The organism is Mesoplasma chauliocola (genome assembly GCF_002290085.1).
GTDB lineage: Bacteria > Bacillota_I > Bacilli_A > Mycoplasmatales > Mycoplasmataceae > Mesoplasma > Mesoplasma chauliocola.
In genome coordinates this window covers 735,495-759,833 of sequence record NZ_CP023173.1, presented here as the reverse complement: position 1 = coordinate 759,833, position 24,339 = coordinate 735,495, and the positions used below count along the sequence as shown (strand labels likewise).

General features: G+C 28.4%; 15 protein-coding genes and 1 other annotated feature. Of the genes, 13 read left to right on the top strand and 2 right to left on the bottom strand.

Translation table 4 applies throughout. The annotated features are described in order from the left end of the window. Position 1: 1 nt before the first annotated feature. Positions 2-3,265, top strand: coding sequence for a hypothetical protein (locus tag CK556_RS03415; RefSeq protein ID WP_095761532.1), 3,264 nt, complete (start codon positions 2-4; stop codon positions 3,263-3,265). Between the two features lie 741 nt (positions 3,266-4,006). Here CK556_RS03415 and CK556_RS03905 read toward each other — a convergent pair. After that, entirely contained in the window at positions 4,007-4,162 is a 156-nt protein-coding gene (locus CK556_RS03905; protein ID WP_156923126.1) for a hypothetical protein, read from the bottom strand. 957 nt (positions 4,163-5,119) lie between these two features. Between CK556_RS03905 and rplK the strand changes: the two genes are divergently transcribed. The 8 genes from rplK (at position 5,120) to rplL (ending at position 12,979) form a co-directional block, all read left to right on the top strand. Next, the gene (rplK, locus tag CK556_RS03410) at positions 5,120-5,548 is read left to right on the top strand and encodes a 50S ribosomal protein L11 (protein ID WP_027875493.1); all 429 of its coding nucleotides are present in this window, start codon (positions 5,120-5,122) and stop codon (positions 5,546-5,548) included. Next, complete coding sequence (gene rplA / locus CK556_RS03405; RefSeq protein WP_027875492.1) at positions 5,548-6,231, top strand: 50S ribosomal protein L1; 684 nt, start codon at positions 5,548-5,550, stop codon at positions 6,229-6,231. The genes rplK and rplA overlap by 1 nt, the downstream gene beginning before the upstream one ends. Positions 6,232-6,292: 61 nt before the next feature. Continuing rightward, a complete protein-coding gene (locus CK556_RS03400) occupies positions 6,293-6,736 on the top strand; it encodes a GNAT family N-acetyltransferase (protein WP_027875491.1) in 444 nt (147 codons plus the stop codon). A gap of 171 nt (positions 6,737-6,907) precedes the next feature. Then, positions 6,908-7,837: an alpha/beta hydrolase gene (locus CK556_RS03395; RefSeq protein ID WP_169728207.1), complete on the top strand. Its 930-nt coding sequence runs from the start codon at positions 6,908-6,910 to the stop codon at positions 7,835-7,837. After that, a complete protein-coding gene (locus CK556_RS03390; RefSeq protein WP_027875489.1) occupies positions 7,827-9,197 on the top strand; it encodes an amino acid permease in 1,371 nt (456 codons plus the stop codon). Before CK556_RS03395 ends, CK556_RS03390 begins: the two co-directional genes overlap by 11 nt. A gap of 90 nt (positions 9,198-9,287) precedes the next feature. After that, the gene (locus CK556_RS03385; RefSeq protein ID WP_027875488.1) at positions 9,288-11,831 is read left to right on the top strand and encodes a hypothetical protein; all 2,544 of its coding nucleotides are present in this window, start codon (positions 9,288-9,290) and stop codon (positions 11,829-11,831) included. Positions 11,832-11,868: 37 nt separating this feature from the next. Further along, positions 11,869-12,033, top strand: a sequence feature (ribosomal protein L10 leader region). A gap of 20 nt (positions 12,034-12,053) precedes the next feature. Beyond that, positions 12,054-12,554, top strand: coding sequence for a 50S ribosomal protein L10 (gene rplJ / locus CK556_RS03380; RefSeq protein ID WP_027875487.1), 501 nt, complete (start codon positions 12,054-12,056; stop codon positions 12,552-12,554). A gap of 56 nt (positions 12,555-12,610) precedes the next feature. Then, the gene (gene rplL, locus CK556_RS03375) at positions 12,611-12,979 is read left to right on the top strand and encodes a 50S ribosomal protein L7/L12 (protein WP_027875486.1); all 369 of its coding nucleotides are present in this window, start codon (positions 12,611-12,613) and stop codon (positions 12,977-12,979) included. A gap of 58 nt (positions 12,980-13,037) precedes the next feature. On the opposite strand, the gene CK556_RS03370 is transcribed toward rplL, so the two are convergent. Next, positions 13,038-14,150, bottom strand: a complete 1,113-nt coding sequence (locus tag CK556_RS03370; RefSeq protein ID WP_027875485.1) for a serine hydrolase domain-containing protein — start codon at positions 14,148-14,150, stop codon at positions 13,038-13,040. Between the two features lie 215 nt (positions 14,151-14,365). Here CK556_RS03370 and CK556_RS03365 point away from each other — a divergent pair, with 215 nt between their 5' ends. The 4 genes from CK556_RS03365 to CK556_RS03350 all read left to right on the top strand — a co-directional run bounded on the left by CK556_RS03365 (position 14,366) and on the right by CK556_RS03350 (position 24,274). Then, the gene (locus CK556_RS03365; protein ID WP_027875484.1) at positions 14,366-15,523 is read left to right on the top strand and encodes a hypothetical protein; all 1,158 of its coding nucleotides are present in this window, start codon (positions 14,366-14,368) and stop codon (positions 15,521-15,523) included. Between the two features lie 16 nt (positions 15,524-15,539). Continuing rightward, a complete protein-coding gene (rpoB, locus tag CK556_RS03360) occupies positions 15,540-19,394 on the top strand; it encodes a DNA-directed RNA polymerase subunit beta (protein WP_095761531.1) in 3,855 nt (1,284 codons plus the stop codon). Positions 19,395-19,403: 9 nt separating this feature from the next. Continuing rightward, on the top strand, positions 19,404-23,168 hold the full coding sequence (rpoC, locus tag CK556_RS03355) for a DNA-directed RNA polymerase subunit beta' (protein WP_027875482.1): 3,765 nt from the start codon (positions 19,404-19,406) through the stop codon (positions 23,166-23,168). Positions 23,169-23,320: 152 nt separating this feature from the next. Continuing rightward, positions 23,321-24,274, top strand: a complete 954-nt coding sequence (locus CK556_RS03350) for an L-lactate dehydrogenase (protein ID WP_027875481.1) — start codon at positions 23,321-23,323, stop codon at positions 24,272-24,274. The last annotated feature ends 65 nt before the right edge of the window (positions 24,275-24,339 follow it).

Here is a 24,339-nt window from a genome sequence, read left to right as displayed (position 1 = left end):
GTTGTTTAATGTTGTTGTTGAAGCAAAAACTGGTTATGTTTTAGCTGATGATATTAAAGATGGTAAAACAAGTATAACTTTATCAATTGGTAAAGCAGATATTGCAGTAGCAAAAGCTGATGTTGATCAATTATTATCAACTTTAAGTGCTGATGATAAACATTATGAAACAAATGAAAAAGCTGTTGAAGCAATTAAAGGCTTAACAAGTGAAAAATTTAGTATTAAAGATGCTACAGCAGTTACTCGTGGATATAGCAATGTTACATTTAATGTTGTTGTTGAAGCAAAAACTGGTTATGTTTTAGCTGATGATATTAAAGATGGTAAAACAAGTATAACTTTATCAATTGGTAAAAAAGATACTCCAATTAATAAAGATGAAGTTGTAGCTGCATTGGAAAACGAAGTTAAAGATCAAGAGTTTGCAACTTTACAAGCAGCTATTCATAAAGTTCAAGCAAAAACAATTGCAGGAATTAAATCAATTACAGCAATTGAAAAATCAGTATTAAAAAATTCAGAAGATAAAACTTTGGAAGTTACAGTTCTTGCAGATGATGGATATATTCTAGATAGCTGAGATGGTAAAACTGATATTGCTATTAAAGTAACTGTTGCTGATGATAGAGAAGAATTATCATCTGTTATTAAAACAAAAGCGTTAGAAGAGATTGAAGTAGCTCATGATGCAACATTGTCAGAGCAAAATATTTTAGATGCGTTAGTTGAAAAAAATTTAGGTTTAGTTACAACAGGTTTAAATGTTGAGGGAACTTTATCAAATGATTCAAAGTCAGCCATAATTAAAGCTGGACAAGATTCAGAATATAAAGATACATCCGCAGCAGGTGTTGAAGTTACTTTTACTGTAAAAGTTTTACCGGTACCTTTAATTGATTTAGCAACAGATTTATCTATAACATCTTTAGGAAATATTGATTTACAAGAAGCGGCTAAAGTTCCTTCTAAAGATCAAGTTTTAGGTGTTCTAAAAACTGAATCAGTTAATTCAAACTTAAAAACAAGTGAAATTGAAATTACAAATATTACTACAGAAGGTGCAACAGTAATTGTTAATGCTGAAAGTAAAGTTTACAATCAAGGCTCAATTGATGTTACATTCACTGTTTCAAATCCACAAGTTGATAAAGTTGATTTAGCAACAGATTTATCTATAACATCTTTAGGAAATATTGATTTACAAGAAGCGGCTAAAGTTCCTTCTAAAGATCAAGTTTTAGGTGTTCTAAAAACTGAATCAGTTAATTCAAACTTAAAAACAAATGAAATTGAAATTACAAATATTACTACAGAAGGTGCAACAGTAATTGTTAATGCTGAAAGTAAAGTTTACAATCAAGGCTCAATTGATGTTACATTCACTGTTTCAAATCCACAAGTTGATAAAGTTGATTTAGCAACAGATTTATCTATAACATCTTTAGGAAATATTGATTTACAAGAAGCGGCTAAAGTTCCTTCTAAAGATCAAGTTTTAGGTGTTCTAAAAACTGAATCAGTTAATTCAAACTTAAAAACAAGTGAAATTGAAATTACAAATATTACTACAGAAGGTGCAACAGTAATTGTTAATGCTGAAAGTAAAGTTTACAATCAAGGCTCAATTGATGTTACATTCACTGTTTCAAATCCACAAGTTGATAAAGTTGATTTAGCAACAGATTTATCTATAACATCTTTAGGAAATATTGATTTACAAGAAGCGGCTAAAGTTCCTTCTAAAGATCAAGTTTTAGGTGTTCTAAAAACTGAATCAGTTAATTCAAACTTAAAAACAAATGAAATTGAAATTACAAATATTACTACAGAAGGTGCAACAGTAATTGTTAATGCTGAAAGTAAAGTTTACAATCAAGGCTCAATTGATGTTACATTCACTGTTTCAAATCCACAAGTTGATAAAGTTGATTTAGCAACAGATTTATCTATAACATCTTTAGGAAATATTGATTTACAAGAAGCGGCTAAAGTTCCTTCTAAAGATCAAGTTTTAGGTGTTCTAAAAACTGAATCAGTTAATTCAAACTTAAAAACAAGTGAAATTGAAATTACAAATATTACTACAGAAGGTGCAACAGTAATTGTTAATGCTGAAAGTAAAGTTTACAATCAAGGCTCAATTGATGTTACATTCACTGTTTCAAATCCACAAGTTGATAAAGTTGATTTAGCAACAGATTTATCTATAACATCTTTAGGAAATATTGATTTACAAGAAGCGGCTAAAGTTCCTTCTAAAGATCAAGTTTTAGGTGTTCTAAAAACTGAATCAGTTAATTCAAACTTAAAAACAAATGAAATTGAAATTACAAATATTACTACAGAAGGTGCAACAGTAATTGTTAATGCTGAAAGTAAAGTTTACAATCAAGGCTCAATTGATGTTACATTCACTGTTTCAAATCCACAAGTTGATAAAGTTGATTTAGCAACAGATTTATCTATAACATCTTTAGGAAATATTGATTTACAAGAAGCGGCTAAAGTTCCTTCTAAAGATCAAGTTTTAGGTGTTCTAAAAACTGAATCAGTTAATTCAAACTTAAAAACAAGTGAAATTGAAATTACAAATATTACTACAGAAGGTGCAACAGTAATTGTTAATGCTGAAAGTAAAGTTTACAATCAAGGCTCAATTGATGTTACATTCACTGTTTCAAATCCACAAGTTGATAAAGTTGATTTAGCAACAGATTTATCTATAACATCTTTAGGAAATATTGATTTACAAGAAGCGGCTAAAGTTCCTTCTAAAGATCAAGTTTTAGGTGTTCTAAAAACTGAATCAGTTAATTCAAACTTAAAAACAAATGAAATTGAAATTACAAATATTACTACAGAAGGTGCAACAGTAATTGTTAATGCTGAAAGTAAAGTTTACAATCAAGGCTCAATTGATGTTACATTCACTGTTTCAAATCCACAAAATACAAGAAAAGATATTTCAAATATAACTTTCACTGAAGAAGAATTGGAAATATCAAATACAACATCTCAACAAGATGTACTTGATGCATTAAACACTAAATTAGATTTAACTAATGACGCAGATAAATTAGTTTTAAATACTGATGTAACAATTACAATTAATGCTGCAACTGCAGGTCAAAACGGAACAATAACTATTGCAGTTGTTGCAAACTCAGAAAAAGTTAAAGGGACTAATGTTGAATTAACTATTCCTGCATTGTCTGTAGAAAACCAATTCGCATTCAACCTATCAAACAAATACTTTAACTAATTAGTTAATTTATTAAAAAGATATAATTAAAGACTCATTTGAGTCTTTTTTGTATTTTTGTTAAATTCAAATTACGAAGAGCACACAACACTTTATAAAAGTTTAATTTGATATTATCATGTTATATTTTGTTTATAATATATTTGTTTTTTTGTGCTGAAGTTTTTATTTATAAATATCAAAATAATCTATAAATAAAATAACTTATTAATATTTCAAATTGCTCAGCCTTAACTAATGAAGTTTCTTCAATTAGATGTGTTTATAGCTTGTCATTCTGCGCAACACACTTTATATTGAATAAGGGCATTTTTTTTAAATTGGTGAAATTATTTAAACTTGAAAGTTAAGATTCCTTTTTTCATTAAAGTAAACTATATATAAAATGAAAATTCCTTGTTTTTTTGCTAAAAAACAAATAAGCAATTTAAAATAGCTTCGGCATTTTACTTAAGTTATTTTTTGTATATAAAAAATATACTTTTAAGATTTGTTAATTAAATAAAAACAAGAAAGGAGGCAATTTCGCATCTTTTCTAATATCTTATTTAATACTTGCTATTTTGGTATCTCTATAAAATGCTTTTTTTGCAATGATTAAGTTATAAAAAATAATAAAAAAATATGCAAAATTATAATTTAAAACCAATAAGTAGATTATTAACTCTAATCATTAACGCAGTTGCATCAGTGGGTTATTACTAAAAAATAAAAGGATGTGGGTCAAATTCTTTTAAATGTCTATGAACCAATTTCAAAAGTTAAAAAAATTTCGTACTGAATATTAATGGCATTATCTTTCATACCACCTGTTATTTTTGTAACATTTTTAATTGCTATTTTTAGTAGCAAGGGACTTTCACTTTGAGTAACAGAAATTTTAGTTCGAACAGACATTAATAGATAGGTAGAAAAAATTAGATTTTAAAGAAAAATTAGTATTAAATGATAATGCCATTGATGCTCTAGTAAACAAAATTATGCATCTTTTGGATAAATATAAATATAGAGTAGGTTCATGATTAGAACTACCAAAAATAATATTAAAGACTTAAAATTTATTGAAGAAATTAATTCCTTAACTTTTCAGATGTATAATGATTTTGTTGTTGAATTATTATTTAATTACAAATAAAAGTATTGATATTCATGATTATAAGAATTGCGTTAAACTGTCAGTAGATGATTCATAAGAAGAGTATGCCGAATTTTTTCAAAAGTTGAATTTCATTATATTTTAACTTGATATTTAAACTTCTAGTGAAAAAATTCCTCAAAAAATGCTTTTACTTGATTACAAAGAGCGTTATATTCTTGAATATTATGAAGATGATTTTGATAGAGAAAGTTTTATAGTACATTTAAAGATTATTTAGATGAGCTTTATTACATGATGCTTTCTTCTAAAACTATTAGCAACTTAACATCACCTAATGAAGTTAATAATAATTTTTAAGATCAGTTATCAATAAAGCAAATGCTTTTCTAAAAAATCAAATAATTAATGATGAGATAGCGGGGGGTGGACCTTTTCAAAGATAAACATTAAGAAAGGAAACAATTGCTAAAATAGATGATACTTTATAAATCCAAGTCTAGACTCTGAATTGTATGGCAAAACGCCTAGTTATTTGTCAAATTTATTTATAAAATATATTTATTCACAAATATCTAAAGAATTATTCGAGAAGTGCTTGAGGGCACTATTTTTTCTTTTTCAATTTATAATATTAAAAATTTATTAAAAACAAGGTATAATTAAAAATGACTGATTTTTATTGTGGGAGAAGTTCGCTTCATATGGACCACAGCGAGTAAAAGCAGCCGACTAACAGAAATTAGGAGGATAAGCCCGTGGCTAAAAGAATTACACGTATTGCCAAATTAGAATTTATGGCAATGCAAGCAAAACCAGGAGCAGAATTAGCTTCATTAGGTATTAACATGCCTGAATTTACAAAACAATTTAACGATGCTACTAAAGATCGTGCAGGAGACGTTGTTCCTGTAGTTATTACAGCATATGATGACAAGTCATTTGACTTTATACTAAAAACAACACCAGCAGCTATTTTATTAAAAAAAGCAGCAGGAATTGAAAAAGGTGCAAGTAATGCAAAAACTCAAACAGTTGCTACTATTTCAGCTGACAAAATTAGAGAAATTGCTGAATACAAATTAGTTGATTTAAATGCAAATGATGTTGAAGCTGCAATGAAAATTATTGCAGGTACAGCAAAAAACATGGGAATCAAAATTACTGGTATGGAGGAAACTAAATAATGGCTAAAATTTCAAAAAGAATGAAAAGCGTTAAGGGTTTAGTAGACAAACAAAGAGTTTACTCAATTGACGAAGCTATTAAGTTGGCTAAAGAAACTTCAACAACTAAGTTTGATTCAACTGTCGAATTATCATTTAACTTAAATATTGATCCAAGAAAAGCAGATCAACAAATCCGTGGAGCATTAGTGTTACCAGCTGGAACAGGTAAAACTCAAAAAGTTTTAGTTTTAACAAATACTAAAGTTAAAGAAGCTCAAGATGCAGGTGCAGACTTTGTTGGTGGAGAAGAATTAATTACAAAAATTCAAAAAGAAAATTGATTTGAATTTGACGTTATTGTTGCTACACCAGAAATGATGGCTAAATTAGGAGCGATTGGGAAAGTTTTAGGACCAAAAGGATTAATGCCAAACCCTAAAACTGGAACAGTTACAATGGATGTTGCAAAAGCAATTGATGAGATTAAAAAAGGTAAAATTGAATACCGTGCAGATAAAGAAGGAAACATCCACACAATTATTGGAAAAGCATCATTTACTGCAGAACAATTAAAAGAAAACTTTACTACAATACTAAATGAAATAAAAAGAGTTAAACCTCAGACTGTTAAAGGTGATTACATCATTAACATTACAGTTTCTACAACAATGGGTCCTGGTATTAAAGTTGAAATTAACTAATTAAAACAGCATTAGCTGTTTTTTTGTTAATCTATTATTAAAACAAAAAGGAGAATAAACTTTGAAAATAGAATTTAAAAAATACGACGAATTAAATAATAAAGAAATATGAGAAATATTTAAAAATAGAAGCGAAGTTTTTGTTGTTGAACAAGAATGATTAGCTTGTGATATTGATGAAAATGACTTGATTGCTACTCACATGATGATAAAAAATCAAGAAGATGAAATTGTTGCATACTTAAGAATCTTTAAATTGGATGATCAGACTATTACTTTTGGAAGAGTCTTAACACCTATTAAGTTCAGAGGTTTAAGTTATGGTAAAGATCTTTTATTTAATGCAACTAAATGAATAAAGGCAAATTATCCTCAAATGAACATAAAAATAAGTGCTCAATACAGACTTTTAAATTTTTATAAGAGTTTTGGATTTATAGAAGCGTCAGACGTTTATGATGACGATGGAATTGAACATATAAAAATGATGATTGAATTTAAATAAATAAAAAATTTCAAAAAAGTAAAATTTTTTGGAATTTTTTTATTTTTGTAATGTATAATTTTTTTATTATAAGTTTGAAAATTGAGGTAAATTTTGAAAAAAATAAACAAATATAAATATTCGTTTAAAACTATTTTTTTAAGTTTAATAAATTTTAAAAAAGTTTGTAGTATGTCAAGGAATCATTATTTAGAATATAAAGAGTTTTGCTATAACTACTATCGAAAGGGCTTGACAAAGTCAAATATTGAATTTAATTCAATAGAGTTATATTATGAAGATTTAGAAAATAAAAAACTAAAATATTTAAATAATACTTTTACTAAAAATGAAATTGAAAAAGTTGATTTAAATTCAAAAAAAGGAAATATTAGTTGTTTAGTTGCAAAAACAAATAACTCTAATAAATGAGTTATAGGTTTGCATGGATGAACTGAAAATAAATATTTAGCATTAAGATTAGTTCATCATTATTGAAAGCAGGGTTATAATATTTTAACTTTTGATGCTTTTGCTCATGGTTTGAGTTATGGCAAAAAAACCGATATAGGTTATTCATCAATTGAAATGTTAGATGAAATAATACTTTATTTAAAAAATGAAAATGCTGCTGAATCAATTGGACTTATAGGGAATAGCATGGGCGCTTCAACAAGTGTTTTATATGCTCAAAAAGGTAGTAATAAGGAAAAAATAAATTGAATAGTTGCTGATTGTGGATTTAATAGTATTAAATTGCAATACAGATACTATATTGAAAACAACTTATTCCATGTGCCATGGTGAAAAATAGGTTTTTTGTTTACTCATAAATTTAGTAAGGAAACAAAAACACCACAAAGAAAATATAACTTAGAAAAAAATATGAACAAAGCAAAAAAAATTCCTATTTTTTTCATTCATGCTAAAGGTGATACTTTTATACCTTATGAAATGAGCGAGTCAGTATTTTTGAAAAAAATTAAATATGAAAAACAAAAAGTAAGTGAAATATGAACTCCAGATGGTTCAGAACATGTAAACACAGTCGTTGACTATAATAAAGATTACATTCATAAAACTTTAGAATTTTCAAGAAAGAGAGAAAAAAATGAAACTTAATAGAAAATATGGTTTTTGAACAGTTTTAGCATCTACACTAGCAGCTATTGTTGGGTCAAGTATTATTATTTCGTTTAATATGGTTTTCTTTTTAGCAGAAAGCAACCCGCTATTAATGATTTTAGCTTGAGTATTTGGTGCATTAATTGTTTTGCCTGATGCATTTATAGTTATTGAACCGTCAATAGGCTATGGAGAAAGTGGAAGTGGTTATAGTTGAATTAGAAAGTGTAATTGAAGAATATTAGCATTCTGATTTGGATGAGTGTTAATTCTATTTGTCTCAGCAACTTCATTGGCAAGCTGTTGTTCAGCAATGAGTTCAATGATTACACAAATTTTAGAACTTGACCCAAAAAATGTTGGAGTTGAGACATTGCAAAAAGTTTTAGCAATTTTTATTTTGGTAGTATTAGCTGGAATTCAAATTATGATTAAAAATAGTAATAAATATACTCAAATATTTTTCTTATTTGTTAAAACTTTACCAATAATATTGGTGTTTACATTAGCTATAATGTATGGTTCAAAAGATGGATTGTTATCTAATACAGAAATGAATAAAGAATTGGGGAAAGCATATATTTCTTCTGCAATGCTTATACCTGCTATTACATATACTGGTTTTGCATATTCAGGTCATGAGTTTCCAACTTATATAACTGAAGAAATTGAAAATCCGAAGAAAACAGTTCCATTGGTAATTATTAGTGCTGTTTTAATTGTATTAGTAATTTATGTTTGTTATGGAATTGCATTGTTATCTTTAGCAACAAATGGGATTGACCCAGAGGGAACAACTTCAACAATTTTTGCTGAACATAGATGGGCTGTATTAACATTTAATATATTCGCAATATTCTTATTTATAGGTTCAGTTAATTCATTATTATTTTTCCAGTCAAGATTAATTCATAAACTATCTGAAACTGGAGATGTTCATTCAATTTTTGGTAAAGTCCATAAGAAAACTAATCAACCTTATATGGCAATTATATTATTAGGATTAGTTGCAGTATTTTACATTTTATTTAGTTCAATATCTGAAATTATATCTTCATTTGCATTAGCTACAAGTACATTAAAAATTTTACTTGACTGTGCAATTATAAAATTAAGATTAAAAGATCCTAATTACAAAAGAATATATAGCAATAAAATATTTTGAACATTAATGGTGTTAAGCTTGATAACTTGCGCAATGACTTTTGGTGGATCAATTTACTTAATGGTTATAATGCCACAAACAATGGGTCAATCTGCTTTTGCAGTTTTATGAAAACCAATTTTAATGATTTTTATAGCATTTTTAGTTTATCTATTTGGAATATTTAAATTCAATAATATTAAAATAAAATAATTCTTAGTTACTTTTGAGTTATTTTTTTTATTTAAAGTGATATCTTATATATATGAACTAATTGCAGTTCATTTATTAAAAAGGAGACATATGATAAGTATTATCAAAGGATTCAGAGATGAATTTACATCTCGAGTTATGTCTTCGATTAAAAGGATTTCTAAATTCATAGGTATTGGATTAATACCTATTTTGTATGGGGTCACATGTTTACTTGCATTTTGAAACCCAACAGCAAATTTAGGAAAGGCGCCTGTTGCTATTTTAAACGAAGACAACACAGTCTGAGTATATAGAAATAATGACATTGAAAATTTTGACTTTAAAATAGGTGTTTTAACTGATCAAAATTTTAAATCTATTGATTCATCAATAAGCAAAGAAAACGCAATTGAAATGTCTTATGATAGAGCAAACAAATTTTTATATACAAACACAGGTAAAATTGCTATTAATTCAGATAGTGATATTACTTCACACATTTTTCAATTTAATACTTGAGAAATAATTAAATCAGTTTTAAATCCAAAAACTGATTCTAATATAAAAGATGAAGATTATGTATTTTCATCTCCAGAATTAAAACAAGATATTGCTTTTACAAATATTAGATATGTGTCATCTCAAAATGAGATTTCTAAACAATGAAAAGGAAAAAAATATTTTGTTCAAGCTAAAATAGAAAAAGGATTTGGTGAATACTTAATTCAACAATTTGGTTCAATATTTAATAATGGGTCTGCTCCTCAAGCAAACAAAGCAAATCTTGATATTTGAACAACCTTTGAAAGAAACTTTATTTTTGGGTATTACTTAAATAGCATGATTGAAATGAAATCAGCATTGATAGTTTCAGCAATTGAAAATTTCTTAGGTGAAAATATACCTTCACTTATGACTATGATGGTAACTAAACAATTTTATCAACACATAACATATATTCCTGAGGAAGAACAGATTGTTGAAAAATCATTAGGGTTTGATTCACAGGTTGAATCTTCAATTGAGATTCAAAAAGGAAAACAATATGTTATTAGTGATGCTAAAAATATTAAAAATTTAGAAGATTCAGCAATTAAAGCTATTAGTTCTGAAAATACAGTTTTTGGAGATATCACCGAAGAAGTTAGTTTTTCAAAAGATGCATCAAAAAATACAAATGGAATATTTACAAATTTAATTTCAAATTTAATAAGTAGTCCTAAAATTATTGAATTAGCAAAAATTTTAAAATTTGACTTAAGTACTTCTAAAATACCTGGTGTTTTACAAATTTTGAATGATAATTCACATATTTTAAATAAATATTTATTTGACATAATGCACGGTATTAATCCTTTAACTGATACTCAAAAAATGTGAATCAATATTGACCATTTGAGTCTTTTAAAATTGGATACAAAAACAGAAGCAGCGATAAAAGTTATGGTAGCCGGAATAAATAACTTCAAACCATTTAATTTTCAAACATATTTACCAAAAATAAATGCAATTATGAAAGAAAAACTGGGATTTAATTTAAGTATAATTAAGCCATATGAAGTTTTTGCTTCATCAATCAATAAACTAAACAGAAACGCTGTAGAATTAGCTGAATTTCATTCAAATATGGATGAATTCGCAAAAGCAAATGGTTTTACAAATCAAACAATGTTTTTAAATGATTTGTCATCAAATATATTTAAATTAATTAAAAGTAAGCTATTTGATAAATATGAAATTGTAAACATTGAAATAGCTGGATTACAAAATGGAATATATGGTATAGGTATTGGTGAATTCTTTATCGTTATTGGTTTGTTTGTTGGAACATTTATGCAAACATTTATTTATGACAGAGCACGCAGAACTAAAAAACTAAAAACGGGAAAATGATATGTTTCTAAAACAATGTTAATGATTGTTACAGGAATAGTACAAGTTACAGCTTTAACCATTGCATTATCTTGTACGGGTTGAATAGCGATTGGTTCAGCAGCAATGTTTTCTGTATGATTATGATTATTATTTGTTGATTTAATCTTTGTATTAACAATTCAAGGATTCTGGTTCTTGATTAAAGATGAAACAGTTTCAAAACTATTAATAATAATTTACTTGGTTGTTAATATTTCATCTGGTTGAGGTACATTCCCTTCATTTATGCAATTTGAATTTTTCCATAAGTTAAGTTTTGTTGCAGAGTTTACATATATACTTCATGGATTAGGATCAATTGTTTATGGAGTTGGAGAAAATGGATTTAATTCGGCAGATACTCTATATATAATACAACAAGCTGGAATTCTCTTGATCTTTGCTCTATTCTTTGTATTAATCGGTTTATTTGGAGCAAAACATAGAAATAGAGAAATAAGATTTGGAAGTTTTAACGGAAAACATGTTATTGATGGAATGACTGTTTTAGGAATGCAAAATGAAATTGACGAATTTAAGTCAAATAGAAAAATATTTAAATATAATTGAAATAAAATGGATGATGATATTTACTTAGAACTAAGCAATAAAGTAAGGGAACTACACCCTTATGAGGGTCAGTTTGAGTGATATAAAAAACGTCAAAAAGATGGGGTTTTTGCACCGAATGAAACTGATAGAGATATTATTAAAAGAAATGATGATGTTGAAGTTTAAGTTTAATTATTGAATTAAGCAATGTATATGATATTATTAATTATGGCTATTAATACCAAAGACAGTAACTGGGATATTCCCTTAATTTGTTACCGAGGATTACATAAACATTTATTAAATAAATCAAAACATTAATTTAAAAAATGTATTTTACGTTTCCCTTGGTCCTTGTATTAAGAACCGAGGGTTTTGTTTTAAAATAAGAAAATAGGAGGAATACGAATGTCAACAAATAGACCTGCACATGCTAAAAAAGCAGAAATCGTTGCTGAGATTGTTTCTAAAATTCAATCAGCTCAAGGTGTTGCTATTGCAGAATACAAACACTTATCAGTTGAACAAATGTCAAATTTAAGAGTTCAAGCTCTAAAACAAGGTATTGAAGTTAAAGTTTATAAAGACTCACTTGTTAGAAGAGCCGTTGAAGAATTAAATTTAACAGAATTAAACGAATATTTAACTCAACAAAATGTTTTCATTTTCTCAAACGAAGATGCAATTGGAGCTGCTAAATTAGTTGCTAAATTTGCTAAAGAAAACGAAGCATTAAAATTAAAAGCCGGAATTTATGAAGGCGCAGCTATGGATACTGCAGCAATTACAGAAATTGCTACTCTACCATCAAAAGAAGATTTATACTCAATGTTTGCATCAAGCTTAATTTACCCATTACGTCAAGTTATGGCTGTAATTAATGCTGTTGCTGATACAAAAAAAGACTAATACAAACCCAAGTATTAATAGCAAATAAAAATCATAAATAAAAGGAGACCAAAATTATGGCAATCACAAAAGAAGATATTATTAAAGCATTAGAAGAAATGAAATTAACAGAATTAAACGAATTAGTTAAAGCAATCGAAGAACACTTTGATGTTGTTGCATCAGCAGGTGTTGCTGTTGCTGCAGGACCAGCTGCTGCTGATTCAGCACCTTCAGAAGTTTCAATTATGTTAACAAATGCAGGTGGACAAAAAGTTGCAGTTATTAAAGTAGTTAAAGAAGTAACTGGATTAGGATTAATGGACGCTAAAAAATTAGTTGATGGAACATTACCAGTAGCTATTAAAGAAAACGTTAAAATCGAAGATGCTGACGCAATTAAAGCTCAATTAATTGAAGCTGGAGCATCAGTAGAATACAAATAATATTTATTTAAAAGAATAAAAATTTAAAAACTACCTTTCATTTTGAAAAGTAGTTTTTTTATATTAAATTATTAGTTTTAAGATCTTCATAAATTGCTTTAGTAATTTTGTTGTAAGTTAATGTATTATTGCCAGGATAAACTGAAACCATAAAAGACATAACAATTTTATTTTTGGGATCAACAAAACTTGATGTACCTAAAATTCCGCCTCAACCTCATTCTCCAACTTCTGTTAAAGGGGCTATTTTATTTCTTATTCTTACTCTAACACCATAACCATATTGATAATCTTCATTTAAATCTCAAATTTTAGCATTTTCAATATGTTCTAATTGATTTTTAGTTATTTCTTTAATATATTTTTTTTGCAAAATTACCTTGTTTTTTATTTTTCCACTTAGCATAAAATTCAAAAATTTATTGTAATCTTCTGATGTGCTAAAAAGACCAGAACCTCCCAAACAGCAATTAGGAATGCTATCAAGTTTTTCAGGCATCATTCAGTGATAATTTTCATTTGCTTTTAATACATTATTTTTGTTCTCTTCAATAAGATCATATTTTATTGCTTTTCTTTTTAAATCTTTAACTTTAAAATCTGTATCAAACATTTTTAAAGGATTAAATACTCTCTTTTCTAAAAATGCATTTAATTTAGTATTAGTTATTTTTTCAATTATTCCACCTAAGATATCAATGTTCATTCCATATATTCACTCTGAACCTGGTTTACATGAAATTGGAATATTATTTATTTTTTCAATAATTTCATCTAAATTATATTTGTCTGATTCAATATCATGTTCAATCTTAATCATTTCATTTTCATGACTAGTGCTATTTCAGCTATAAGAAATTCCTGATGTCATATTTAACAAATGTCTTATTGTTATTTCTTCATTAAAATTTGAGTAAAATTCACAAACTTTTGTATCAAGAGATAATTTATGTTCTTGAATAAGTAAAAAGGTAGCTAAAACAATTATTGGTTTTGTCATTGAATAAATAGGAAAAATCGTTTCAACTTTCATTTTTTCATTCTTTTCAATATTATTTAATCCGAAGGCTTTATTTAGTAATACTTTTCCATTCTTTTCAATTTTTATAACAGCACCAGAAAAATATTTATTGTTTAAAAGATTATTAATTTCATTAATAGTTTTTTTCATTTTATTTAAATTTCCATTTTTTCTTTTAAGTTAATTATATACAAATATATAATCTATTCTCTTTATTTTTTTAATAAAAAATAGGCAAAGTATTTAGTGAATATTTGATTTTTTGAACACTTTTCTATATAATATATTAATCGAGTGTAGTTTAGTTAGTTAAGAGCTTCTACTATTCTCAATTTTTTGCAAAGAAATATTGGGAGGAAGTTTTAATGAGTCTGAATTATTTTCTTAATAAAAAGATTGTCTCTGAAATTGAAAGAATTCAAGAAGAGCAATTTCTTTTTTCTGTTAACTTCCCTTTATCAATAGGGCAAAAAATGAATTTTGAACCAATGAAAGAACTTCAAAGTGATATGTATTTAACAAATTACTTTGAAGCATACACAACTCCAAACAATAGCCTTCTTAAAAGCTTAGCTCTAACTAATAACATTGCTTCACTAATGTTCTTAGAATCGCTAGCAGAAGGAACATCATTGATTTCAATACACAATATGATTAGAAAAATTGAAAATGGATATAAACCCAAGACTAAAAAAGAGAAATTAGCTTTAAATTTAATTGAAGCAATTAGACTTGTTAAAAAGCCAAATTTTGAAATTAATGAAGATAACTTTGAATTATTAATTCACATCCTTTTTAGAAATACAGAATTCAATTTAGACAAAAAAACTAATTATTATCGTGTAGATAATAATAAGATGATTACAAATATTGATATTGATTTTAATTCGATTGATGATGAGTTAAAAGAAGTATTTAAGTTTATAAATGATGTACCAGGAAATTCTTTTGATGGTTTTACAAAAGCAATAATTATTTTCTTACAGATTTTAATTATTCAACCTTATCAAAAATTTAACATTAGTTTAGCTATATTAATGAGTCTTTGATTTTTACACAAAGATGGGTATAAAGAAGATAAACAATTAAGAATTTTTGATTTAGCAAATCAATGAGAAGATATGATTCTAAAAATTAATGAAGCTGCTCTCCAAGGTTTTAATCTTAGCGAAGCAATAGATTTTATTAAAAGCAAAATTAAAGAATCTGTTAAAAGCAATTTTTTATTAAGTTTGATTTACAGCTGAATTGATGAAGACTATGCAAAGCGTTCAGCATTCTTCCCAACTGATTATGAATATATTGTCTTGACTGCAATACTAACTGAAAGAACTAAAGAAATTTCAATTACTAAAATTACAGATAAGTTAAGAATCAATAATTCAACAACAATTAAGAAACAAGAAATTAAAAATGCTTTAGAAAATCTCAAAGGCGCAAATATTTTAAAAACAACCAAAAATGAGACAAACTATACAGTTGTTGATAAACAACTAAATAAATATAAATACATTTTAAAATAAAATGAAAGGAAACAACATGGCATATAAAATTAAAAAAATAAACCGTGGCGTTGAAAGACGTGATTATAGAAAAGTTTCAGGTAATCTAGAATTGCCAAACTTAATTGAAATTCAAACAAAAACTTTTGAATGATTCAAAACAAAAGGTATTGATGAAGTTTTAAATGAATTCTTTGCAATGAGTTCAAATGATATGAGTGCTTCTCTTTTCTTAGAAGGATGAGAAATTAAAGAAGCTAAAATATCTCCCGCAAAAGCAAAAGAACAATCAAAAATTTATGATGCACCAATTTATGTAGACTTACAGTTAATGTTTACAAAGACTGAAGATATTTCAAAAGAATTTGAAGAAATTGTAGAAAAAGATGTTAAGAAAATATTAACTAATTGAATTTCTAGTAAAACAGAGTCTAAAAATGTTACTTTAGTTAAAAATACAGAAAACATTTATTTCTTTGAAGCGAAATTAAAAGGTACAGAAAAAAATGACTTATTCCAAATAACAATTTTGGAAGAAAAAGAAGACATTATTGTAGCTGATGTAATTGTTAGAAAATGAGGCCAAGTATTCTTTGGTGATTTCCCATTAATGACTGACTCTGGAACATTTGTTATTAATGGTTCACAAAAAGTTATTGTTTCTCAATTAGTTAGATCTCCAGGATCATATTTTAAAACTGAAATTAACAACAAAACAGGGGAGAATATTTATAATGGAGATATTATTCCAAGTCGTGGTACATGATTAGAATTTGAAACAGATACTAAAAAAACAGCAGAAACAACAAATTCATTGTTTGTAAAGATTGATAAATCAAGAAAAACAACTGCAACTTCATTCTTGAAAATATTAGGTTTAGACAGAGATACAATCCTAAATATTTTTGATAAAGATACAGTTATTGTTGAAACATTGAAAAATGACAATGATACAGGTGATACATATGCTGACTGAGCACAACACGTTCAAGAAATTTATAAAAAAATTAGACAAGGTGAAACAGCTACTTCAGATGGAGCATCTAAATACATTAATGGATTATTATTTGACCGTAGAAAATATGATTTAACAAAAGCCGGAAGATTTAAATTGCAACAAAAATTATCAGTTAAAAATCGTTTAATTGGAAGAATATTGGCTGAAGATATTGTTGATGCAAGGGGAACAGTTTTAATTGCCAAAAATACAGAAGTTTCAAAAGCAAATATTAAAGAAGTTTCAGATGCATTATCACAAGAAGACGTAATGGTTTCTTCAATTGAATATAGAGAAGACATCCCAGGATCACGTAAAATTCAAAAAGTTAAAGTTTACAAAGATAACAATGCAAAAGATGAAACATTTACATTAGTTGGTATTACTTCTAATTCAAAAGAAGAACATATTACAGTTGTTGATATCGTAGCTACAGTTTCATACTTGCTAGGATTGGAATATAACATTGGTGAATATGATGATATTGACAACTTAGCTAACCGTCGTGTTAGAACAGTTGGTGAATTATTACAAAATCAATTTAGAATGGGATTAACTCGTATTGATAAAAATGTTAAAGAAAAACTCTCAACAAGTGATTTATACAAAGTTAAAGTTTCAACAATTATTAATGCAAAACCATTAACAGCAGTTATTGGTGAGTTCTTTAATTTATCTCAATTATCACAATTTATGGATCAAATTAACCCATTAGCAGAATTAACAAATAAACGTAGATTAACTGCTTTAGGACCTGGGGGATTATCAAGAGACCGTGCCAGCTTAGAAGTGCGTGACGTTCACCCTTCTCACTATGGAAGAATCTGTCCTATTGAAACTCCAGAGGGACCAAACATTGGATTGATTAACAACTTATCAACTTATGCAATCGTTGATGAATTAGGATTTATTCGAACACCATACTTAAAAGTAATTGATAGTGTTATCCAAGCAGAACATGAATACTTATCAGCTGATGAAGAAAAAGAATACATTATTTCTCAATCAAACGTTACAAAAGATGAAAATGGAAAAATTTTAGACGAAACTGTTGTTTCTCGCTACAAAGGTGATGATTACATTGCTAGAGTGGAAGAAGTTCAATTTATTGACGTTTCTCCTAAACAAATTGTTTCAGTTGCAACATCAGCAATTCCATTCTTGGAAAACGATGATGCTAACCGTGCGCTTATGGGTGCTAACATGCAACGTCAAGCAGTACCTACAATCGTACCTGAATCACCATTTGTAGGAACAGGAATTGAATTTGAAGCAGCAAGAGACTCAGGAGTATGTATTGTTGCAGTTGAAAATGGTATTGTTAAATACGTTGATGCAAAACAAATTACTGTTGAATCAAAATCAGGAATTAAAACATATACTTTAGCAAACTTTGAACGTTCAAATAACGGAAGTTCAATTGTTCAAAAACCAATCGTTAAAGTTGGGGATTCAATCGAAAAAGGGCAAATTATTGCTGATGGGCCTTCTGTTGATAATGGAGAATTAGCTTTAGGGCAAAACGTTGTTGTTGCATTTACTACATATAATGGTTACAACTTCGAAGATGCTATTGTTATGTCTGAAAGAGTTATCATGGAAGATAAATTTACCTCAGTACATATTGATGAATATGTTTTAGAAGTTCGTAATACAAAACAAGGTGCTGAAGAAATTACAGCAGAAATTCCAAACATTAGTGATAATGCTAAAAAATACTTAGATAGTGAAGGAATTGTTGCTATTGGAACTGAAGTTAAAACAGGAGATATTTTAGTTGGTAAAGTAACTCCAAAAGGACAAACTCAATTATCACCAGAAGATAAATTATTACATGCTATCTTTGGAGAAAAATCAAGATCAGTTAAAGATAACTCATTAAAAGTTCCAAATGGTGGAGAAGGAATTGTTCAATCTGTTCAAAGATTTAAAGCTAAATCAGCAGCAAATCCAGATGGTATTGATTTACCAGCAGATGTATTAGAAGTTATTAAAGTTTACATAGTTCAAAAACGTAAAATCCAAGAAGGGGATAAAATGTCAGGACGTCACGGTAACAAAGGGATTATCTCAAAAGTGTTACCAGTTGAAGACATGCCTCACTTAGAAGACGGAACACCAGTTGATATTCTATTGAACCCTCAAGGGATACCTTCACGTATGAACATTGGTCAAATCTTAGAAATTCACTTAGGAATGGCTGCTAAAAAATTAGGGGTTAAAATTGCAACTCCAGTTTTTGAAGGAGTTAACAGTAATGACTTAGATGAAATTATGGCTGAAGCTGGAATGGAAAATTACGGTAAAGTTAAATTAATTGATGGTCAAACAGGTGAAATAATTGATAAACCAATCTCAGTTGGAGTTATGTACATGTTAAAACTTTCACACATGGTTGATGACAAGTTACATGCAAGAAGTGTTGGACCTTACTCATTAATTACTCAACAACCTCTTGGTGGAAAAGCACAAAACGGAGGACAACGTTTTGGAGAAATGGAAGTTTGAGCCTTAGAAGCCTATGGTGCTGCGCACACTCTAAGAGAAATCTTAACTATTAAATCAGATGACTTAAAAGGTCGTACAAAAACTTATGAAGCAATCGTTAGATCAAGACAAATTCCTACACCTGGAACACCTGAATCATTTAACGTTCTTTCAAAAGAAATTATGGGATTAGGATTTGATATTTATCTATTAGATGAAAAAGGAAACAAATCTCAAATTAATGCTTATGATGATGATGTAGATTCAATCAATGATGAAGATATCAAACATGCATCAGTAGATAAATTAACTTTCGAAGAATCAATTTCACTTGTTGAAATCGAAGACTTAGATAGTTTTGAAGAAGTAGATGAAAGTGAAATTAACCTTTCATTTGAACAAGAATAGGAGGGCAAAATGGAAAACAAAAATAATAAAGTAATTAAAATTGAATTAGCTAGTGCTGATACTATTCGTTCATGATCACATGGAGAAGTTACTAAGCCTGAAACAATTAACTATAAAACATTAAAAGCTGAAAAAGATGGTTTATTTGATGAAAAAATCTTTGGGCCAACTAAAAACTATGAATGTTTTTGTGGAAAATTTAAAAAAGCTAACCCTATGAATAAAGGGAAAAAATGTGAAAAATGTGGAGTTGAGTTAACTGAGTCAATTGTGCGTCGTGAAAGAATGGGGCATATTGAATTAGCAGAACCTGTTACTCATATTTGAATGGTAAAAGTTTCTCCATCAAGAATTGCGTCATTATTAGACTTAAAATCTAAAGAATTAGAAGAAGTTGTTTACTTCGTTTCACATATTGTTTTAGACCCAGGAACATCAAAACATTTCGTAGCTAAAGAAGTACTAGATTTAGGTGTTTCAAAATCACAAAAAACTCGTAGTAAATTAAGACCAGCTATTGAAGAAATTATTGAATTAATTAATGATCCAGCTCATAGAGATACTTTAAAAGCTGAAAGATTATTAGAAGAATTAAATAATCCAACTATTCCATTTTCAATTGATGAAGCAACAGCATTGATTTCAAAGTACACTGATGCAAAATTTGGTATTGGAGCTGCTGCTATTGAAGAATTATTGAAACAAATTGATTTAGAAAAAGAAATCCAATTAACAAAAAATACTTTAGACGCTATTGGACCAAATGCTGATAACTCAAAATTATTAAAAAGATTAGATATCTTAGAATCATTAAAGCGTTCAAAACAAAAACCTGAATGAATGGTATTGCGTGTATTACCTGTCATTCCACCAGATATCCGTCCAATTATTCAATTAGATGGAGGAAGATTTACAACTTCAGAAATTAATGATTTATACCGCCGTATTATCATTAGAAATGAACGTTTAATGAAAGTTAAAGAAATGGGTGCACCATCAATTATTATTAACAACGAAAAGCGTATGTTACAAGAAGCTGTTGATGCACTTTTAGATAATGAACGTAAGCCACGTCCAATTCAAGGAAAAGACAAACGTCCATTAAAATCTTTAACAAGTGTTCTTAAAGGAAAACAAGGTCGTTTCCGTCAAAACTTACTTGGAAAACGTGTTGACTACTCAGGTCGTTCAGTTATTGCTATTGGACCAGACTTAAAAATGTATCAAGCAGGAATTCCTCGTGAAATGGCTTTAACATTATTTAAACCATTTGTAATTCAATGATTACAAGAACATGAATATGCAGATAACGTAAAAGTTGCTGAAAAAATGATCTTACAAAATGATCCAAAAATTTGAGAAGCATTAGAGCATGTAATAAAAGATAGACCAGTTCTATTGAACCGTGCTCCTACACTTCACAGACTTGGGATTCAAGCGTTTGAGCCAAAATTAGTTAAAGGTAAAGCAATTCGTCTTCACCCGCTTGTAACTACTGCTTTCAACGCCGACTTTGATGGAGATCAAATGGCTGTTCACGTTCCAATTACAAAAGAAGCTGTTGCAGAAGCTAGAGCTTTAATGTTAGGGTCAAATGCTATTTTGGGACCAAAAGATGGTAAAGCTATTGTTACTCCAGGACAAGATATTATTCTAGGTAACTACTACGCAACCTTCGAAGAAAAAGGTCAAAATGGTGAAGGAACTATTTTTGCAGATATAAATGAAGCAATTAATGCATTTGATACAGGAATGGTTTCGATTAATGCTGTAATTGGAATTGCAGTTGATGCATTGCCAATTCAAAAATTTAATGATGAACAAAGAAAAGGATACTTATTAACAACTGTTGGTAAAATTTTATTCAACCAAATATTTGATGATTCATTCCCATGAATTAACTCACCAAATATTTACAATGCAGTTGAAGCTGTAAACTCTTTCATATTTGATTTTTCACAAGACATTAATAGTGTTATTGAAAATTACACTGTTGTTGCTCCAATCAAGAAAAAAGAATTATCATTAATTATTGAAAAATACTTTAATGAATTTGGTGCAAGAAAGACTGCTGAAATGTTAGATAAAATGAAAGATTTAGGATTCAAATATTCTACAAAATCTGGAACAACTATTTCAGCTGGTGACGTTGTTGCCTTTAAACACAAATATGAAGAATTTGCAGAAGCTGATCAAAAAGTTGCGGAAATTACAAGTTTCTATAATGAAGGTATGCTAACTCAAGAAGAGAAAAAACACCGTGTTATTGAAGTTTGATCTGATGTAAAAGATGATATTCAAAAAAGATTAGAAGTTGTTTTAAAACAAGATGTTAAAAACCCAGTCTTTGTGATGGCGGATTCAGGTGCCCGTGGTAACGTGTCTAACTTTACTCAACTTGTAGGTATGCGTGGACTTATGAACGATACAAAAGGTGATATTAAAGAAATTCCAATTAAATCATCATTCCGTGAAGGTCTATCAGTTTCAGAATACTTCGTTTCAACTCATGGTGCTCGTAAAGGGATGGCAGACTTAGCCTTAAAAACTGCCGATTCAGGATATTTAACTCGTCGTTTAGTTGACGTTTCACAAGAAATTGTTGTAGTTAACGAAGACTGTAAGGCAAATAAAGGATTTGAAATTGAATCAGTTATTGATACAAAACATAACAACATTATTGTTCCATTAAAAGACAGAATTGTTGGACGTTATTCGTTTAACGATATTAAAGATGCTAAAGGTAATGTAGTTATTGCTAAAGATACTTTAATTGAATCAAATGAAGCAGAAGCAATCATTGCAGCTGGAATAACAAAAGTAACAATTCGTTCAGTATTAACATGTGATAACCAAAAAGGTGTATGTCAAAGATGTTATGGACGTAACTTAGCAACAGCATCATTAGTTAAAATTGGAGAACCAGTTGGAGTTATTGCAGCTCAATCAATTGGAGAACCAGGAACACAACTTACTATGCGTACTTTCCATACCGGAGGGGTTGCAGGGGATGCTGATATTACTCAAGGTCTTCCTCGTATTAAAGAATTACTTGACGTTACAACTCAAAAAGGTTCAGTTGCAATTATTGCTGAAAAAGCTGGAGTTGTTTCAGAAATTATTAATAAAAATGGCATTAATACAATTGTTGTTCTTGAAGAAATTAACGGAACACAAATTGAAAAACAATACAAAACAATGTATAACGCTGTATTAAGAGTTTCTAAAGGAGATGAAGTTAAACCAGGTAAAAAACTTACTGAAGGTTCAATTAATTTACATGATCTATTAGAAGTTGCTGGAACAACAGCTGTACAAAACTACATCTTAAAAGAAGTTCAAAAAGTTTACCGTTTACAAGGGATTGAAATTTCAGATAAATATATTGAAATCATTGTAAAACAAATGCTAAACAAAGTTAAAGTTATCCAAAGTGGTGAGTCACACTTACTACAAGGTGAAATTGTAACTCAACAAAAATTCAAAGAAGTAGTTACTCAATGTATCCGTGAAGGAAAAGTTCCTCCGGTTGCTAAAAATCAAATTTTAGGTATTAAAAAAGCTCCATTGAAATCTGAATCTTGATTATCATCAGCTTCATTCCAAGATACTGCACGTGTATTAACTGATGCAATTATTAAAGGTAGAGAAGATAAACTAGAAGGTCTAAAAGAAAATATTATGTTAGGAAATTTAATTCCTGCAGGAACAGGTTTAACTGGAATTGATGAAGTAATGCAAATTGCTGAAGAATATCACAAATCTGAATACTAATATTTAAACAAAAGTGTTGCTTATTTTACGAGCAACATTTTTTTATTTTCTTTAGTATAACTAAATTGAACTTTCTCATAAAAACACTTAAAATTTTATTTCTTAAAGTCTATAATAATTTTGTAGAGAGATTTTTATAAGAGGAAAATAATATGAAAAAAACTTCAAATAAAGTTGTATTAGTAGGTACTGGTGCTGTTGGAATGTCATTTATCTACTCAGCAGTAAATCAAGGTTTAGCTGAAGAGTATGTTTTAATTGATGTTAATACAAAAGCAGCTGAAGGGAACGCTATTGATATTCAAGATACAATGGCTGTTTTAGATAAACCATTTACAATTAAAGCTGGAACATATAAAGATTGTGGAGATGCTGACTTAATTGTTATTACTGCAGGACGTCCACAAAGACCTGGAGAAACAAGATTAGAATTGATTGCAGATAACTCAAAAATTATGAAGGGGATTGCAGAATCAATTAAAGCATCTGGTTTCAATGGAGTGACTGTTATTGCTTCAAATCCTTGTGATGTTTTAACTACAGTTTACCAACAAGTAACAGGTTATGAAGAGCATTCAGTAGTTGGTGCAGGAACAACTCTTGACTCAGCTAGATTAAGAAGATTAGTTGCTGAAAAATTAAATGTAGCTCCAAAATCAGTTAATGCTTACATTATGGGAGAACATGGAGATTCATCAGTTGCTGCTTATTCAAAAGCAACAGTTATGGGACAACCAATTAGTAAATATTTAACTGAAGGAAAAATTACTGAAGCTGATCTAAAAGAATGCTGAACAAGAGCTATTAGAATGGCCTATGAAATTATTGAACGTAAAGGCGCAACATACTACGGAATTGGTGTATGTTTAGCAGCAATTTCAGCAGCAATTTTAAGAGATGAAAAAACTACTTTCATGGTTGGTGCAAAATTAAATGGAGAATATGGACAAAAAGGATTCTACACAGGAGTGCCAGCTATTTTAGGAGCAAAAGGATGAGAAACAATCATTGAGTGAGATTTATCAGATGCTGAAAAAGAGGCATTTAAAAAATCTTGTGAAGCTTTAGATGCAACTTACCAAAAAGCAAAAGAAGCCATTGCTTAATTAAAAAAATAATAAGATGCTTGTAGAGTGCTGCCAAAAAAGTAAGTAATAATTAAAATGTAGAC